The 13449-nt window shown below is 56.6% G+C and carries 19 protein-coding genes; 2 read left to right on the top strand and 17 right to left on the bottom strand.

The annotated features are described in order from the left end of the window. Window positions 1-138: 138 nt before the first annotated feature. From RTK35_RS30340 to RTK35_RS30310, 7 genes are all read right to left on the bottom strand, one after another. Window positions 139-519 (bottom strand): hypothetical protein, encoded by a 381-nt coding sequence (locus RTK35_RS30340; protein WP_316909741.1) that lies wholly within the window; start codon window positions 517-519, stop codon window positions 139-141. A gap of 10 nt (window positions 520-529) precedes the next feature. Further along, complete coding sequence (locus tag RTK35_RS30335) at window positions 530-955, bottom strand: hypothetical protein (RefSeq protein ID WP_316909740.1); 426 nt, start codon at window positions 953-955, stop codon at window positions 530-532. After that, window positions 948-1226: a hypothetical protein gene (locus tag RTK35_RS30330; protein WP_316909739.1), complete on the bottom strand. Its 279-nt coding sequence runs from the start codon at window positions 1224-1226 to the stop codon at window positions 948-950. Before RTK35_RS30330 ends, RTK35_RS30335 begins: the two co-directional genes overlap by 8 nt. Beyond that, a complete protein-coding gene (locus RTK35_RS30325) occupies window positions 1216-1494 on the bottom strand; it encodes a hypothetical protein (RefSeq protein WP_263130467.1) in 279 nt (92 codons plus the stop codon). The genes RTK35_RS30330 and RTK35_RS30325 overlap by 11 nt, the downstream gene beginning before the upstream one ends. Window positions 1495-2044: 550 nt before the next feature. After that, on the bottom strand, window positions 2045-2365 hold the full coding sequence (locus RTK35_RS30320) for a hypothetical protein (RefSeq protein WP_235570430.1): 321 nt from the start codon (window positions 2363-2365) through the stop codon (window positions 2045-2047). 13 nt (window positions 2366-2378) lie between these two features. Further along, complete coding sequence (locus RTK35_RS30315; RefSeq protein WP_410478723.1) at window positions 2379-2963, bottom strand: hypothetical protein; 585 nt, start codon at window positions 2961-2963, stop codon at window positions 2379-2381. A 15-nt stretch (window positions 2964-2978) separates the two neighbouring features. Further along, window positions 2979-3542, bottom strand: a complete 564-nt coding sequence (locus RTK35_RS30310) for a recombinase family protein (RefSeq protein WP_074974186.1) — start codon at window positions 3540-3542, stop codon at window positions 2979-2981. A gap of 153 nt (window positions 3543-3695) precedes the next feature. On the opposite strand from RTK35_RS30310, the gene RTK35_RS30305 reads away from it, so the two are divergent. After that, window positions 3696-4040, top strand: coding sequence for a hypothetical protein (locus tag RTK35_RS30305; RefSeq protein WP_316909738.1), 345 nt, complete (start codon window positions 3696-3698; stop codon window positions 4038-4040). Window positions 4041-4042: 2 nt separating this feature from the next. Then, on the top strand, window positions 4043-4450 hold the full coding sequence (locus tag RTK35_RS30300; RefSeq protein ID WP_263130340.1) for a hypothetical protein: 408 nt from the start codon (window positions 4043-4045) through the stop codon (window positions 4448-4450). Window positions 4451-4566: 116 nt separating this feature from the next. Here the strand turns inward: RTK35_RS30300 and RTK35_RS30295 are convergent, their stop codons facing one another. From RTK35_RS30295 to RTK35_RS30255, 10 genes are all read right to left on the bottom strand, one after another. After that, on the bottom strand, window positions 4567-4794 hold the full coding sequence (locus RTK35_RS30295) for a hypothetical protein (RefSeq protein ID WP_134486394.1): 228 nt from the start codon (window positions 4792-4794) through the stop codon (window positions 4567-4569). Between the two features lie 140 nt (window positions 4795-4934). Beyond that, window positions 4935-5285 carry a hypothetical protein gene (locus tag RTK35_RS30290; RefSeq protein WP_034017812.1) on the bottom strand — a complete coding sequence of 117 codons (351 nt, stop codon included), beginning with the start codon at window positions 5283-5285 and terminating at the stop codon, window positions 4935-4937. A gap of 211 nt (window positions 5286-5496) precedes the next feature. Next, window positions 5497-5688 carry a hypothetical protein gene (locus RTK35_RS30285; protein ID WP_316909737.1) on the bottom strand — a complete coding sequence of 64 codons (192 nt, stop codon included), beginning with the start codon at window positions 5686-5688 and terminating at the stop codon, window positions 5497-5499. Between the two features lie 3 nt (window positions 5689-5691). Continuing rightward, on the bottom strand, window positions 5692-7722 hold the full coding sequence (gene topA / locus RTK35_RS30280; RefSeq protein ID WP_316909736.1) for a type I DNA topoisomerase: 2031 nt from the start codon (window positions 7720-7722) through the stop codon (window positions 5692-5694). Beyond that, on the bottom strand, window positions 7719-7988 hold the full coding sequence (locus tag RTK35_RS30765) for a helix-turn-helix domain-containing protein (protein ID WP_395478723.1): 270 nt from the start codon (window positions 7986-7988) through the stop codon (window positions 7719-7721). Before RTK35_RS30765 ends, topA begins: the two co-directional genes overlap by 4 nt. Continuing rightward, window positions 7988-8575: a hypothetical protein gene (locus tag RTK35_RS30275; protein ID WP_316909735.1), complete on the bottom strand. Its 588-nt coding sequence runs from the start codon at window positions 8573-8575 to the stop codon at window positions 7988-7990. Before RTK35_RS30275 ends, RTK35_RS30765 begins: the two co-directional genes overlap by 1 nt. Beyond that, window positions 8572-9018 (bottom strand): hypothetical protein, encoded by a 447-nt coding sequence (locus RTK35_RS30270; protein ID WP_153575967.1) that lies wholly within the window; start codon window positions 9016-9018, stop codon window positions 8572-8574. Before RTK35_RS30270 ends, RTK35_RS30275 begins: the two co-directional genes overlap by 4 nt. Next, on the bottom strand, window positions 9018-9977 hold the full coding sequence (locus RTK35_RS30265; RefSeq protein WP_316909734.1) for a ParB/RepB/Spo0J family partition protein: 960 nt from the start codon (window positions 9975-9977) through the stop codon (window positions 9018-9020). The genes RTK35_RS30270 and RTK35_RS30265 overlap by 1 nt, the downstream gene beginning before the upstream one ends. Further along, window positions 9977-10612: a ParA family protein gene (locus tag RTK35_RS30260; protein ID WP_034017819.1), complete on the bottom strand. Its 636-nt coding sequence runs from the start codon at window positions 10610-10612 to the stop codon at window positions 9977-9979. The genes RTK35_RS30265 and RTK35_RS30260 overlap by 1 nt, the downstream gene beginning before the upstream one ends. Before the next feature lies 1 nt (window position 10613). Next, on the bottom strand, window positions 10614-12785 hold the full coding sequence (locus RTK35_RS30255) for a TraM recognition domain-containing protein (protein WP_316909733.1): 2172 nt from the start codon (window positions 12783-12785) through the stop codon (window positions 10614-10616). Window positions 12786-13449: the final 664 nt, after the last annotated feature.

The raw sequence follows: 13449 nt of genomic DNA, 5'->3' as shown, positions 1-13449 counted from the left end.
CAGGCGCTGGCCGAGGTCGAGCTGCTGCAGCTGGTGGACGTGGCCACCGTGACGGCCGGCGCCGGCCGCGCGGATCCTGCAGGACGGATTGCAATCGTTTTTCCGTTCTCGAGGATCCACCTGGTCGAGAAAATGCAATCAGAGTGGGGTGGAACGCTTGAACGCTGCCCAGGCGTCGGCCACAACGCCGGTATCGCCGGCCCGCAGCATCCAATGCCGGCGTCCGGCTTCGTCCAAGTTGTTCCACCAGTCTATGCCGGCCTGCTCATCGTCGGTCGGTGTACGGGTGTCGAGCTTGTCGCGGGCTGCGCGCTCCCAAGCGATCAGGGCTGAGGTAGTTTCGCGGCGCAACGTCTGGAAGACCTCGGCGTCCAGCACGTCGCACCAGTACAAGGCGCCTATCCACCCGAGGCGGTATGCGTGCTTCTCCTGCGCATCGAGCAAGGTCTTGCTGTCAGCAATTTCCCGGATCTTCTCGCGGATTCCTTCGATGGTGCGGGCGTTGTTACGGTCGCTCATTGGAGGATCCTCACTTGGGCAGGGCCGCAATAGCCAATGCAATGGCTTGGCGAGCGGGTTTGACGCAGGCGGTGGGCAACTGCAATGTCCAACCCCAGCGGTAGACCATGTTCGGTGACGTGTTCTGGCGGGCCATCATGCTCAGTAAGCCGTCATCGCTGATTGTCAGTTCCTCGGGGGCGCAATCAAGGCGGGAGTGCTCGGGCTGTAGGGTGTAGTTAGCAAGCTCCCCGGGACGTTCATCAGACCACTCCAGGGAAACGCTGACGCTCAGTCTCCGGTCTCCCTCATCCGTGCGGCTGGGCCAAATTTTGATGAGGTACTGCCGCACCTGGTCATCACTCAGAATGAAGACAGGGCCGTCCCCGTAGTCCGTTTCGCTCAACAACACACCGTGGGATCGGTAATGGTCGATCCAGGTTTGGTCGTTACTCATCGTCGCCTGCCTCCATGCCTGACTTCAGATCGACGGGAACTTGCCCGGATCCGCAGCAGTTTGAACAAGGCCACCAGTCAGATTCGTCCTGGTGGCCCCCTTCGCCGACGCAGGCATGGCAGATACCGCTCAGCTGCTGCAGCTCAAAGCCAAGCTCTGCTAGCGACTCAGGATCATGCTCAGGTTCGTCTTCCAAGAATTGCCCAATTTGGAAGATACGAATCAGGCGTTGGAGCACGTCGCCGGCTTTATCGGTGGTTTCAGTCGTCATCGGTCATGCCCTCGGTGAAGAGATCCTTTTGCGCAGCCAGATCCACCACCTTCAGGCAAAGCGGCGTGAGCTGCTGGAGTGTTTGACGGTAGGTATCGAGGCTGGTCTGCAGCGTTTTGATGGTCTGGCGGGCCTGTTTCAGCTCGGCCGAGGCCGCGACGCCAATCTGTGCGGCCTGGATTAGTGCGCCGGACGCGGTTTTCTTGCCAGTCAACTCCTGGAAGCTGGCAATGTCAGCTTCGGATAGGTCACGGATTGTCAGTGCCATCGGCGTTCCTCATTCTGCAATCATTTACGCGGCCTGCAGCTGGTGGCCAACGATAGAAATGATTGCATTTTTCTACGACGAAATGCAATCACTTTTGCCCGCCGACGCCGGCGCCCGGGCTAAGAAATGCAATCATAATCCAGGGAGCACAAAGGCGCCGTTGATCAAAATTGAGTTGACTGCGGGGGGCTGGATTTACTAAGGTAAACCCATCGAAGCGACTGACCGGATGAGATTGAGCGCTTCCCAGCGGCGAAAGCCGTACTCGCGCAAGGCGAGTCGAAAGTGGTGTCCGGATAGCTCTACGAACGAAGGCGCCCTAGGCGCCTTTTTTCGTTTATGGGCCTGCCCGAGGGGCTGCACTTGGAGCACGTCGCCGGCCAGGCCGGCGCCGAGGCGACGGGCCGGGCCTGTACGTCAAAACACACAAACAACCTGGTGCTGTACGTTTCCTGGAAGACAAACACCGGGCCAGGCCGAGCGCCTGCAGGCGCTGGCCGAGGTCGAGCTGCTGCAGCTGGTGGACGTGGCCACCGTGACGGCCGGCGCCTTACCAGAACGGAGTCAGAGGGACGCGCTCAGTCATGAGCTTGTCGTCGCCATGCTCCGCGTGGAATGCCTCGTACTTGTCGATGTTTGCCTTGCAGAATCCTTCCAGCTCGCCGGCAGCGAGCCGGGGTGAGTAGACATGAATCGGCTCTGCGGAGTCATCCAGGAACTGCTCGGTACCATCGGGATAGGTAACTACGGGAACACCGCCCAGGAGCATTTCCACCTCGGTGGTGAAGGGAGAAGTTTCGGCGCCGTGGGGATCAAAAACCACATCAGCCCCAGCCCTCATAGCGTCCAGCAGCAAATTACGATCTGGCATTGTCATTCCTCATTCAACGTTTCGTGGCCACCGGCTTGCCGGTGTAGACCTTTCCGCACAGCAGAACGAAGCCCATCTTGCCCAGGATGTTTGGGCCGCCCCGTGCGGGATCCTCGGGGTAAGCGCTTTCAACGACCATGCCTAGGTCATAGGCCCGATCATGCGAGCGCCGTAGCTCAAAAAAGACGTGGTAGGGACCGGCAGGGTTCGGCACCATCATCGAGTAGACCCAGTTCCGCCGCTCTGCCGTTTGCCACACCTGGATCTTCGGATGGGCCAGGCCCTGGACGATGGCGGGTAGCTGGTGGGAGAGGTCATAGCGGATGTGGCAGAAGCTGCGTTGGCGCTGGCCGGCATCGAGCAGCACCGGAAAGCCTGCAGGATGTGCTGTAGCGTCATATTCGCTGGTGAAGCAATGGTTGCTGAAGCGAACACCAATGCGCAGCGCCTTCTTGGCCATGTCGCTTTGCACCTGGAGCATCAGCGGATCCAAGTGAGCCAGGTCATAGGTCAGACCGTTGGCGGTTATCGGTGGAAAATACGGCATGGCTCGCCCTTCTGATGGCATTTCTTCAACCAGGTGCGCGCGATCGAGCACAGAAACGATTGCATTCTATGATGCCCCCAGCTTCGCTATTGCCGCGTTCAGCGTCGGACGGGTGACGCCGAAGTGAGCGGCCACCTCAGCTTTTGTGATGCAGGGATCTGTCAGCATGGCCAGTGCCTTCTGAGCGTCCTTGTTGCTCAGCTTTGGTCGGCGTCCACCTTGCCGACCTCGAGCACGGGCCGCCGAGAGCCCCGCTCTTGTGCGCTCCTGGATCAGGCTTCTTTCAAACTCGGCCAGGGCTGCAAAGATGTGGAACACCAGGCGCCCGCCTGTACTGGTGGTGTCCAGGGCCTCGGTGATCGAGCGGAAGCCAACGCCACTCTCCTGCAGGTCGGAAATGATGGCCACCAGCTCCTTCAGGCTTCGCCCGAGGCGGTCGAGCCGCCAGACAACGAGCGTGTCACCGTCGCGCAGCGCATCCAGGCATCGATCCAGCTCCGGCCGTAGTTTCCCTGCAGCGCCCCCGGCCTTCTCTTCATAGATCCGCTCGCAGCCGGTCCCGCGCAGTGCGTCCAGCTGAAGGGATGTGTCCTGGTCGTTTGTAGAGACGCGCGCGTAGCCGATCAGCATGGACAGCTCCTTGAGCGTAATGGAAAGAAAAGGTACGTTTACTTTCGTTTGAATTTTATACGCCTTTCTTTTGCTCGCGGTAGCGGTTAAATGGCCTCGGCCTGGATCCCTTGAGCGTGGAAAACAAACGATGGTTTCTTTTACGGGGGGTATATGACCAGGAGCATTGCGATTATCGCCGCGCTGGCAGCACTGCTGGCCGGATGCGGGAAGGCGGAGGCGGATTCCGCTGCCCAGCTGGTGGACGAGGCCAGGGCGATCTACGAGGGGCGGACGAAGGGCAGCCCGGGCAAATTGCCGGGTACTTTCGTTCTTGGCCGGGAGGACGTGGGGCTGTGCATCGAGCAGATGGAGTCTGCCCAGGCAAAGCTGAAGCAGCTGAAGGGACAGTACTCAACGACCGAGGCCGCCACGTCCAGCGAGACGCGGAGCTTAGAGGGTGCGGTTGCCAGTCAGCTCGGCACCTGCAGGGGAATCAAGCAGCAACAGGGGTGGTGAACATGAGTGATAGTCGAGACGATGGGGTACTGGCGCTGGTGGTGATTGGCGCCGTGGTCGGCGCCATTGCATGGGTGGTGTGGTCATTCTCCGAGGCCCTTGGCCTGGACATGGCCACCGGGGGGCGGGTGTTCGGTTTGCTGGTGATGGCTGCTGGATTCCTGGCGATTGCCTGGTGGACTTCGGGCTTTGGGCTCTTGGGGTTTCGAGGATCCTGGCCAATCGGCCTCGGCCTAGTCTGGATGGCCTTCTGGCCGGCACTGACGGTTTGGGGGGCGCTGACCCCTGCATTCATGGGGGTTGAGCCGGAAGTCGCCTGGTGGGCGGCCTGGTACACCAAGGGGGTTGTCCTAGTGCTCTTGGTCGGCGGGGGTTGGTGGTTGAACTCGTACCTAGAGGATCGTTACTGATCGGCCCGGCTGTTTCGGTTGGCTAGCGCAGTCTGCCAAGCGAAATAGCTGGGGGGCGCCGCCAGGCAAAAAGAAAGGGGCTATTGCTAGCCCCTTTATTCGTTGTCCGGAATTACCTAGAACGGTATTTCTGGATATTCATCAATGTCCTGCCATTCACATCCATCGACGTATTCACGACGGGGCGGTTTCGGCGGGAATGCGGTTATGACCTGGTGTATTTTTCCAGAATAACCTTTCTCTGCCGCGAGCTGTTGCGCCTGTTCCAGGGTTGGCTTGCTGTAGCAAAGACCATATTCACCTTCGCGCGGATCAACAAACTGATAAGCCTCAGTGTGTCCCATGATGGAACTCCTTATAAATTAGTGGTGAGCAGATATGCAGCCGAGTGCTCTAACGCTGCAACTCAGAATATAGCAGAAATTTTCTGGCGGGCATAAAAAAACGAGATAGCCGAAGCTATCTCGTTTGTGTCCAACCTAGATCAGTGAAGATCGAGAGTGGACATTTTGTAATGCTCTTCTGCAATACGGCAGGCTTCAATCAGAAGCAGGCCGGTGGGAGCATAGAACTTGAATACCCGAGTAATGCCATTGATGGTGCGGCATACATACAGGAATTGCTTGTCAGAAAAAGCCTCGACTTTTTCAGATTTGATGGAGCCATCGCTTTGAGCTTTCTGGTGAACCTGGGCATGACCAAAAGGTTTAGCGCCGAGGTAGGTGAGGTATGCAATTGCATAGGGCTCGTGAGTCTCTGCAACAGCAGACTCAACACCAGGAGCGAAGTCGAAGATGGAGTCGAACGATTGGAAGTTCAGGTGAATACCAGACATGGTGTTTTCCTTATAACGGTTAGTGGTAGAGCATTTCAGTCAGCCATGTGCTCTAAACGCTGACGGGAACAATCCTAGCGTATGAAAGGGCTATATGCCAGTGCTTATAAGGGGTGCGGCGTGGTGGCCCGCACAAAAAGAAGGCCGCGCGTGGCGGCCTTTTGATGGCATTTTTGTGTGCTGCAGTTGGATCCAAGACGAGAAAGTGCAATCAGTCCGACCGCTGATCCTCGGCTTTTCGGAGTTCTTCTGCATAGGCCAGGTCGCGCAGGCTTGGCCTGCGCTTCCAGGGCTTTCGTTCAGGTTTAGGCGGGGCTGCGTACTTCACAACTTCGCCGCCATAAACTTCGGTAAATCGCTTGGTATCGCGATCCAGTTGTTCGCGCAATTCCTTTTTATCCATTGTTCAATCGTCTCCTTTTATTTTTGGCGAAGTGTAGTCTGGAGTATTATTTTTTTCGGGATAACTTTGTTGGCAGCCTGATTTATAACCCGAGCAACTGAAGAAGCTCCAACCGCCCTCCCCCTCTTTCACGCGATGTATCAACGGTTTGTTGCATGACTTGCATTCAAATTCTGTTAGTTCCGGTGCGCGGGATTTACCTGGTGCGCCGTTGTTATCTTCAGCTGCATAGTCACAACCGTCACCTTCTGGACTAAATCCGCTGCATCCCCACCACGGAGAATCCTTTTTCTTTGGGGGAGTGTTGAGCATCAATCCGCGCCCGCATTGCGGGCATGGATGAGCTACGGGATTGTTCTTTTGATAATCGGCAATTTCACTGGCAAGTTTCCCATGTACATTGCTTACAAGGGATTTGAATGTTGTTTTGCCTTCGGCTATAGCTTCAAGTTGCTCTTCGGCAATTCTGGTGAATTCATACTCAAGGAATTTGAATTTACCTTTGGTAGCCTTGATTAAGCGTACTGCCCGATGAGTAGGCTTGAGTGGGCCTGGAACTTTCTTGTCCAGCTTTTCCACGTAGCCCCTGGTTTCGATAATGTATTCGATGATTCCGGCATAAGTTGATGGACGTCCAATGCCGCGCTTCTCCAGCTCATCGACCAATGATACTTCGGTGAATCGAGGCGGCGCCGTGGTCTTTGATTCAGTCACTTCGCCGCTTTCTACGCCCAGCTGATCCCCTGGCTTCAGATCCGGTACCGGGTTGCTGGCTTCGCTGGCTTCGTCTGCCGCAGCTTTTTCGGGATCCTCGGCGGCGTCCTGGGCGACCAGGCTTTTCCAGCCGGCGAATGCCAGCTTCTTGCCCCTGGCCTGGAGGGTGATGACCTTGCCGTCGATTTCATCGACGCCTTCCAGGACGGCAGTTCGCACGTCGAACCGCGCGTCTTGAAGTTGGCTGCAGATGGTTCTTTGCCAGATCAAGCGGTAGAGCTTGCGCTGCTCTTCAGTTTCTCCGGCCTCAGTAACGTCCATCCTGGAAGGACGTATGCACTCATGCGCGGCCTGGGCATTGCCTTTGGCCTTGAACTTGCGAGGAGTCTCGGCAAGCGGCAAGTCGTTGGCTCGGGCGTAGTCGGCGATGCCCTTCAGTGCATCATTTGAGAGGTTCGGGCTATCGGTGCGCATGTAGGTGATCGCGCCCTGCTCATACAGTTTCTGAGCGGCGTTCATGGTCTCCTTGGGCCCTAAGCCACAAGCGTTGCCAGCGGCCTTCTGCAGAGTGGAGGTAATGAAGGGGGCCGGTGGGCTGCTCTTGCTTTCGGTCGCCTCGCACGATACGACGCGAACTTGCTTGAGCTGGGATACCTGTTCTGCGAATGGCTTGTCCGTCCAGTATTCTTCCCCGCTCTGGAGCAGGGGCTTGGTCAGCCACTTGGCTTTCCAATCCCCGAAGGAGAGCGATGCGCCGTAGAACGCAATGGGGACGTGGGATGTAATGGCCTCTTCTCTGTCCACTACGAGACGAACCGCCACGGACTGGACGCGACCGGCTGAAAAGCTGCGGTCGCCAAGGTGCTCAGCAACGACCGGGCTCACCATGTAGCCGACCTGCCGGTCGAGGCAGCGGCGAGCTTCCTGCGCGGCGACTTTGGCGAGGTCGATGCTGCCAGGGCTTTCCAGTGCCGCTTTCAGGGCGGTCTTGGTTATCTCGGTGAAAGTAATTCGCTTGGGGCTTTGCAGGCCGAGGGCCTGCTGGATATGCCAGGCGATGGCCTCCCCTTCTCGGTCATCGTCTGTAGCCAGATAGATGGTGTTGCACTCGCTGGCCAGGCGCTTGAGGCGACTAGCGACTTCCTTCCCCCGCTCAGTTAATACATATTCGGGGCGGAAGTCTGGCGGAAGAACTCCCATCCTGTTTTCTGGAAGGTCACGAATATGGCCGACGCTTGCAGCTACTTTATAGCCAGCGCCTAAATACCCTTCGATTGTTTTAACCTTGCCAGGAGACTCAACAATAATAAGATCAGTCATCCGAAACTCCGAGTGGCAAATAGAACTCGACGCCCCGTTACTACATAGAAAATATCTATTCGGTTTGCGCCGCCTGAGTAGTTGTGCAGGCGATATAGATAGAGTGCATCTGGTGCCGACTCGCCTCTTTCATAGGCAATCTGCGTCCTTCGTTTAACGCCACCAACTTCCGCGCACTGTTCCTGCGTTAGACCTGCTTTCTTTCGTTCTTCGTAGAGTCGCCGCCCAATAAGAGCGGCTTCTGCGGGCTTGTTTGCATGAGCCATCAACTTTGAGTGAGAGACTTACGCTGCTGGTGGTATCGTTTAACGATCAAGTTCAGTTCGTGCATTGCTTTGCGCAATGGTTTTGCGTACTGATCTTCGCGCTTCTTATATTCGCTCTTCGTAATGGCGCCGCGATAGTGAAGCTCTTTAAGGGTTGCGGTGATTTGATCGGCCAGCACGAATAGGCGAATGAAGCTGTTGACGAGCGGAGTTCCCCTGCCCTTCTCAATTTTCAACTCGTATGCCGTGCTTTCTGGCAGCACAACATCAACCGCTTTAATCAGCGGATCATTGAGTTCCTGGTTGACCGCCACCAGGCTCGCTTTCAGCTGCTCTTCGACTTCCTTGATTTGCTTGGCCAGCTCGGGCCGCAATTTCTCTGCGAGGGCCTGGGCAATGCGAAATTCTGGCTTCGGGTTGCTGGCAAACGCTTCAAGGGAGAACAAGTTTTCAGCAACACGGCGACCGCAGATTCTCTTATCCTCGGGGCGCGGCGCGAAGTAACTGGTATCCCAGAGAATAATTAAGTAGAGGTCATGTACCCTGACCCGTACATCGTACTCTTGTTGCTGTTCCATGCTGCTCATTCGTTACTACCTTTGCAGAGGTTTTGAAGTTGCATAACGGTTTCGGCAGGCAACTCCATCACCTGTTTATTCAAGAACGCGAGTTCATACCGATAAGCTAGTGCTGGTTCCCCGAAGTTATCTTTTGGAAACTCCAGGGTTATAACAGATGCACTTCCCTTGTACTTTTCTATTATTTCTGACGCCAACTTAATGGCATCTTTTGTTGCGCTGTCCAAGCACCACCGAATAATTAGAGCCAGGCGTTGACCTGGCTCTAATTGCGGATCGTGCCCCGCAGCAATAGCGCATTGCCATTCGTTGAACAGTTCAGCGCCGGTTGCGGGATCCTCAGCTGGATTGCCTGGGCAGAGACGATCACACCAGCGAACGCGGTACATGGTGCGCCCCATGAAATCGAATGGCTCGAAATCGTCCGGCAATGCCAGGCGCACCAGTGGCATTACTCGCCCTCCCCCTCGGCCAGGCTATTGATCTTCGCCTGTAGACGTTCGGCCAGCTCGGCAGGGGCGATGCCTTCGGCGGCCTCAACATCAAGCAGAACCGCCAGAGCTGTGGCGGCCTCGATCCCCAAGGAGAGAGCGATGCTGTTAGCCGTGGCGTCGGGGTTATGGCTGCCCTGCCCGCCTTCGCCATCTTGCTGTCTTGCCCCGGCCTTGGGCTCTTTCGGCGGCTTGGGCTCTTTCGGCATCACGGCCTTGAGCGCAGATGGGAACGACTCGCCTTTGTCGAGCACGCGCTTGGCCAGCTTGGGAAGCAGACTGTCCGGCAGTTTCTTCAGGTCATAAATCAGGTTCACGTCCTGGACGTATCCCTTCCTTACGAATGCCTGAGCATCTTCCGAGAGCTTGAAGACAGCCATGACCTTGCTCAGCTGCGACTTGTTGCGCAGGCCGTGAGCAACAAGTACCTGCTCGGTGCTAAGTCCGAACTCTTCTACGTCCTTACGAATAGAGTTGGCTTGCTGCCACAGATTCAGGTCGCTACGGAGGGCGTTGGAAGTGACGTGCTCTATCCGCGCTTCAACATCGTCGCCTGCGCGGATGAGGCAGGGAACTTCGGCAAGGCCGGCGAGCTTGGCAGCACGCCAGCGGTTTTCGCCGTCAATAATTTCGTTGAGCTGGTCATTCCCCTCGGGGCGTACCTTGATCGGATCGCGCACGCCGAATTTCTTGCCGCCGCCAATGTCGAGGCTCATGGAGGCAGCCAGGGACTCGATGTATTCGCGCGCTTCCGCAGTCTCGAAATGCTCTTCACCACGGTCTTGATCGGAATTCGGGCGCAGCTTCTCAATCGGGATCATCACCACAAGCGCGGCTTCATCGACCGGAGCGGCTGGAGTGGCGGCCACCGCAGGCGGCGCGCTGCCCAGGAAATCGTCAAGGTTCGGCTTCGGCTTCATCAGTTCAGTACCTCGTTGTACAGGGATTGCATTTCTTCAATGGCCTTGTGATCGTCGCCCAGCTCTTCAACTGTGGCGCCGGACTTGATTGCGCGACGGAACCCTACGCGCTCGCAGATGCAGGTATCCAGAAGCTCCAGCCCTTCATTGATGAGGAATTCACGCATTTCGGCAGCTTCAGTTGTCTTTGTGCGCGGATCGACACGGGAGAGCAGTACACGAACTTTCAGGTCGTGATTGAAGTCCTTGGCGATACCGATCAGCTCTTGCAGGTCGGTCATCGAAGAGGCATCAAAGGCGCTGGCTCCAATCGGGACGATAGCCATGTCGGCAAGAAGTAGAGCCGAGCGCAGGCCGGGGTTGTCCCGGCCGCCTACGTCGATGATGGTAGTTTGATAGTTCGCGCTCAGAAGGCGACCTTCATCCAGAATTGCGCGGTCGCGGAGGATGATTGTTGTGGGATTCGGCTCCCGGCCTGCATCACGTCGCCATGCGGCCCAGGAGGCAGCGTTGGGTTGGGTGTCGCCGTCAATTAGAAGAGTCGGCCCGCGCTTCGCGCCTTCGCCGGCCAGGTGTACGGCGGTGGTTGTCTTGGACACGCCGCCTTTGATGTTTGCAACTGCAATTCGTGCCATATCAAATGCCCTCCAGGTCATCTAGTTCGGACAGGTCTACACGCGATTCTCGCTTAGGCTGTTCCGGTGTGGATTTTTGCTGTTGTCGCGGTTTTTCTTCGGTCAGGATGCCGGCTAGAGCGGCCGTAATTGCTGCCTCTTCGTCGGCGCTTAGCTTGCCCTTGGCGGGCTTGCTGGTCTTGCTTTGCTCTTTGCTGCTTTCGCCGTTCGCCTCAGCGAACGGATCTGAGCCGGGAGCGTTGAACGGATCGTCGTCTGCCGCTTCCGCGAGTGTGTTCCCGGCTTCAAGGGAAGCGAAGGGATCGACCTCGGCGTCATCAAGGGCGGCGAATGGATCAGCCCCGGGGGCATTAAGCTCATCGCTTGCTGATGCGGCGAATGGATCCCCAAAAGGATCCGCACCGGCCCCTTCTGCTGCGCTTGCCGGGGCGGTCGGCTCAATCGGCTTGGTGGCGGCGAGCGCTGAGCCGCGATTCGGTATACCCCGCATTTCCTTGACCGGGATCCAGCAGGTGTAAAGCAGAGTTGCGAGGGTATTGGGGCGGATAAGCGCACCCACACGCGGAGGAAGGGAGAGTAGTTGGTTGGCTGGAATCAGCTGCTCTTCCGCTTGCCCAACTGATCTTTCGGCGCTCCATTCTTCAGCGCCCCCTCTATTGGTTTCCACCTTCTCCAGCTTGGTTACGCTCTTCTGTACGGTGCCGGTTTGCAGCGAAACCCATTCCGCCGTTTCGTCATCATTCGCGCGATAGCTGATCGTCACCTGGGTGTTTGTTTCGATACCGGTTTTGATCGACTCAGCGTTGAGGGATTTGTCAGGCAGGTTCAGCAAGTCTTTAACGGACTGATAGGCAAGCCCCATGCTGATCCCCTTGGATAGAACGGTTGCTAGCGCATCAGCCATCGTGTCAGAGACAACGAAACGGCATTCGTCAACGATAAGCAAAACATGCTTCGGCAAGGGGCGCCGCAATGCGACCTGGACGACTTCATCCAGGAGTGCAACGGTTCCCTTGCGAACAACGGTGTCTTTCATGTGGGAGCGCACGTAGACCACTTGGCTGCTATGAAGCGCGCTGGCCACATCAAAGGATTGTTCTTTGGTCGCGCAAAGCGACTCAAGCTGACTGAACTCGCTGACGTTAGATTTGATGCTGCCGCAGTTTTCGCGGATCCAGCTGCGCTTGGCGTCACTAATTTCGGGGTGCTTCCCGTCGAGAAGTTTTTTCAGGTTGTTAAGCGTGCCGTCCCATAAGGGCATCAGGAAGTCCAGAATCTCCCGCTCTATGCGTTTATAGAAGTCTGCTGTCTGCCCGGTATCTGCCATCGTGAATGCCTTTACAACGCGCTCCCTGCGTTCGCGCATGGTGCCATTGACGAAGGGGGCGTAGAAGCCATCACCCACCCCGTTAAAGTCCAAAACGAGCGGGGCAGGGCGGCCATTGTCTTCGCAGCTTTCCCGCATAATGTCGTAGAGGAAATCATCCGGCTTGAGGTCAACGAACCATGCTCCCCACCCCTTCCTGATTGCCTGGTCCAGAAGGACGCCAAGGTTCACGCCTTTACCTGTTTGTGACGGGCCAATGATCTTTAGATGATTCTTTTTGAATACTTCGTCGTCCATATAGATTGGCTGGCCCGCTCCATCCAGGCCGAGAAACATCATTCCATCCCGGTAGTAGTCGCGGGGGTTAAAGTCCTTTGCTTTGATCTTTGAGACTTCGACGCGAATATCTGAAAGCGCATCGCCGGTTTGGCGAACCCGGAATTTTCGTGTCCACGAAGAGAGAGCAGGGCGCAGCCAGCGCAGCACGATTGTCCGAATGAGAACAGGCATTAGGAACACAACAATCAGCGACCACCACATGTCCGATGCAGCCGCTTTGAGTTCGGCAACCCACAGATTCATGTAGTTAGTTGCGGCTGTCCAATCCTGGCCGAAAGATACGTAAGCGAGCAGATAAAGCGCCGCTGCCGTCAGCGGCAGAAGCATGGCTAGAAGAATAACCATTGCGCGCCGCAACCAGATCAGGAACAGCTCAAGCGCTGTCGTTTCTTTGGTTTCCCGAACTGCCCCGGTAATACTTAGAACCAGGAGGACGCCTAAAAGGAGCGACATTACTGCCGCAATGCCGGGGTTGGTGTTCACCAAAATCAGCCGTAGAAATTCCATTCCGCTATCTCACTTAGGGAGTTTCCGAATCGGAAAACTCGCTTAGCCATCAAAGGCAGTTTCCGATTCGGAAACTGTACTGCGCCCGTTTCTCCCCGAGTTTCCGAATCGGAAACTTTCGGGTTTCCCGGAGAGAATTTCCGATTCGGAAACTCGGGCCGACCTAGGCGAAGGCATTTCCCTTGCCTGGCTGGGAGTCGGCATATTTCCGATTCGGAAACTCTAAATCAAGCCCCCTATGCTTGAGCCGTGACACGGCTCTCGCATTTCAAAGCGCTCTCCATTGGGGTTTTTCCCCGCTGTAGTTATGCGCATTGATATGCGCATAATCCTATTGCCTTTCTAATGTTTATGCAATAGCCTAAACAATAGAAAAGCAATAGATAGAGGCTTAGAAAATGCACGCATTTTCTACCAGGCATAGAGCCAAAATCCGCCACCCCGGAGGGGGTGTCGTGGGCGCCCTTGCGGGCCCCCATAGCCTCGCGGGGGAGCGCCCCGCAAGGCTTTTAAGGGTTCTGGCTCGCATGCGAGCCGCCACCCTCTTTTGCTGCCTGCGCCCTGGACGGGCTTGTCATCAAAATTCACCCGCGCGCCCGTCCGGCAAAGCCGGACCGCCCCGCTTCGTGGCGGCTCACAACGCATCGCTGCGGTCGTTCCTCCC

The organism is Pseudomonas sp. zfem003 (genome assembly GCF_032621675.1).
GTDB classification, from domain to species: Bacteria; Pseudomonadota; Gammaproteobacteria; order Pseudomonadales; family Pseudomonadaceae; genus Metapseudomonas; species Metapseudomonas otitidis.
This window is presented reverse-complemented; position numbering and strand designations above follow the sequence as displayed.

Excerpts from the sequence above, each read along its gene's own strand:
- RTK35_RS30340 (WP_316909741.1), bottom strand. The coding sequence starts at position 519 with ATGAGCGACCGTAACAACGCCCGCACCATCGAAGGAATCCGCGAGAAG.
- RTK35_RS30335 (WP_316909740.1), bottom strand. The coding sequence starts at position 955 with ATGAGTAACGACCAAACCTGGATCGACCATTACCGATCCCACGGTGTG.
- RTK35_RS30330 (WP_316909739.1), bottom strand. The coding sequence starts at position 1,226 with ATGACGACTGAAACCACCGATAAAGCCGGCGACGTGCTCCAACGCCTG.
- RTK35_RS30325 (WP_263130467.1), bottom strand. The coding sequence starts at position 1,494 with ATGGCACTGACAATCCGTGACCTATCCGAAGCTGACATTGCCAGCTTC.
- RTK35_RS30320 (WP_235570430.1), bottom strand. The coding sequence starts at position 2,365 with ATGCCAGATCGTAATTTGCTGCTGGACGCTATGAGGGCTGGGGCTGAT.
- RTK35_RS30310 (WP_074974186.1), bottom strand. The coding sequence starts at position 3,542 with ATGCTGATCGGCTACGCGCGCGTCTCTACAAACGACCAGGACACATCC.
- RTK35_RS30305 (WP_316909738.1), top strand. The coding sequence starts at position 3,696 with ATGACCAGGAGCATTGCGATTATCGCCGCGCTGGCAGCACTGCTGGCC.
- RTK35_RS30300 (WP_263130340.1), top strand. The coding sequence starts at position 4,043 with ATGAGTGATAGTCGAGACGATGGGGTACTGGCGCTGGTGGTGATTGGC.
- RTK35_RS30295 (WP_134486394.1), bottom strand. The coding sequence starts at position 4,794 with ATGGGACACACTGAGGCTTATCAGTTTGTTGATCCGCGCGAAGGTGAA.
- RTK35_RS30290 (WP_034017812.1), bottom strand. The coding sequence starts at position 5,285 with ATGTCTGGTATTCACCTGAACTTCCAATCGTTCGACTCCATCTTCGAC.
- RTK35_RS30285 (WP_316909737.1), bottom strand. The coding sequence starts at position 5,688 with ATGGATAAAAAGGAATTGCGCGAACAACTGGATCGCGATACCAAGCGA.
- topA (WP_316909736.1), bottom strand. The coding sequence starts at position 7,722 with ATGACTGATCTTATTATTGTTGAGTCTCCTGGCAAGGTTAAAACAATC.
- RTK35_RS30765 (WP_395478723.1), bottom strand. The coding sequence starts at position 7,988 with ATGGCTCATGCAAACAAGCCCGCAGAAGCCGCTCTTATTGGGCGGCGA.
- RTK35_RS30275 (WP_316909735.1), bottom strand. The coding sequence starts at position 8,575 with ATGAGCAGCATGGAACAGCAACAAGAGTACGATGTACGGGTCAGGGTA.
- RTK35_RS30270 (WP_153575967.1), bottom strand. The coding sequence starts at position 9,018 with ATGCCACTGGTGCGCCTGGCATTGCCGGACGATTTCGAGCCATTCGAT.
- RTK35_RS30265 (WP_316909734.1), bottom strand. The coding sequence starts at position 9,977 with ATGAAGCCGAAGCCGAACCTTGACGATTTCCTGGGCAGCGCGCCGCCT.
- RTK35_RS30260 (WP_034017819.1), bottom strand. The coding sequence starts at position 10,612 with ATGGCACGAATTGCAGTTGCAAACATCAAAGGCGGCGTGTCCAAGACA.
- RTK35_RS30255 (WP_316909733.1), bottom strand. The coding sequence starts at position 12,785 with ATGGAATTTCTACGGCTGATTTTGGTGAACACCAACCCCGGCATTGCG.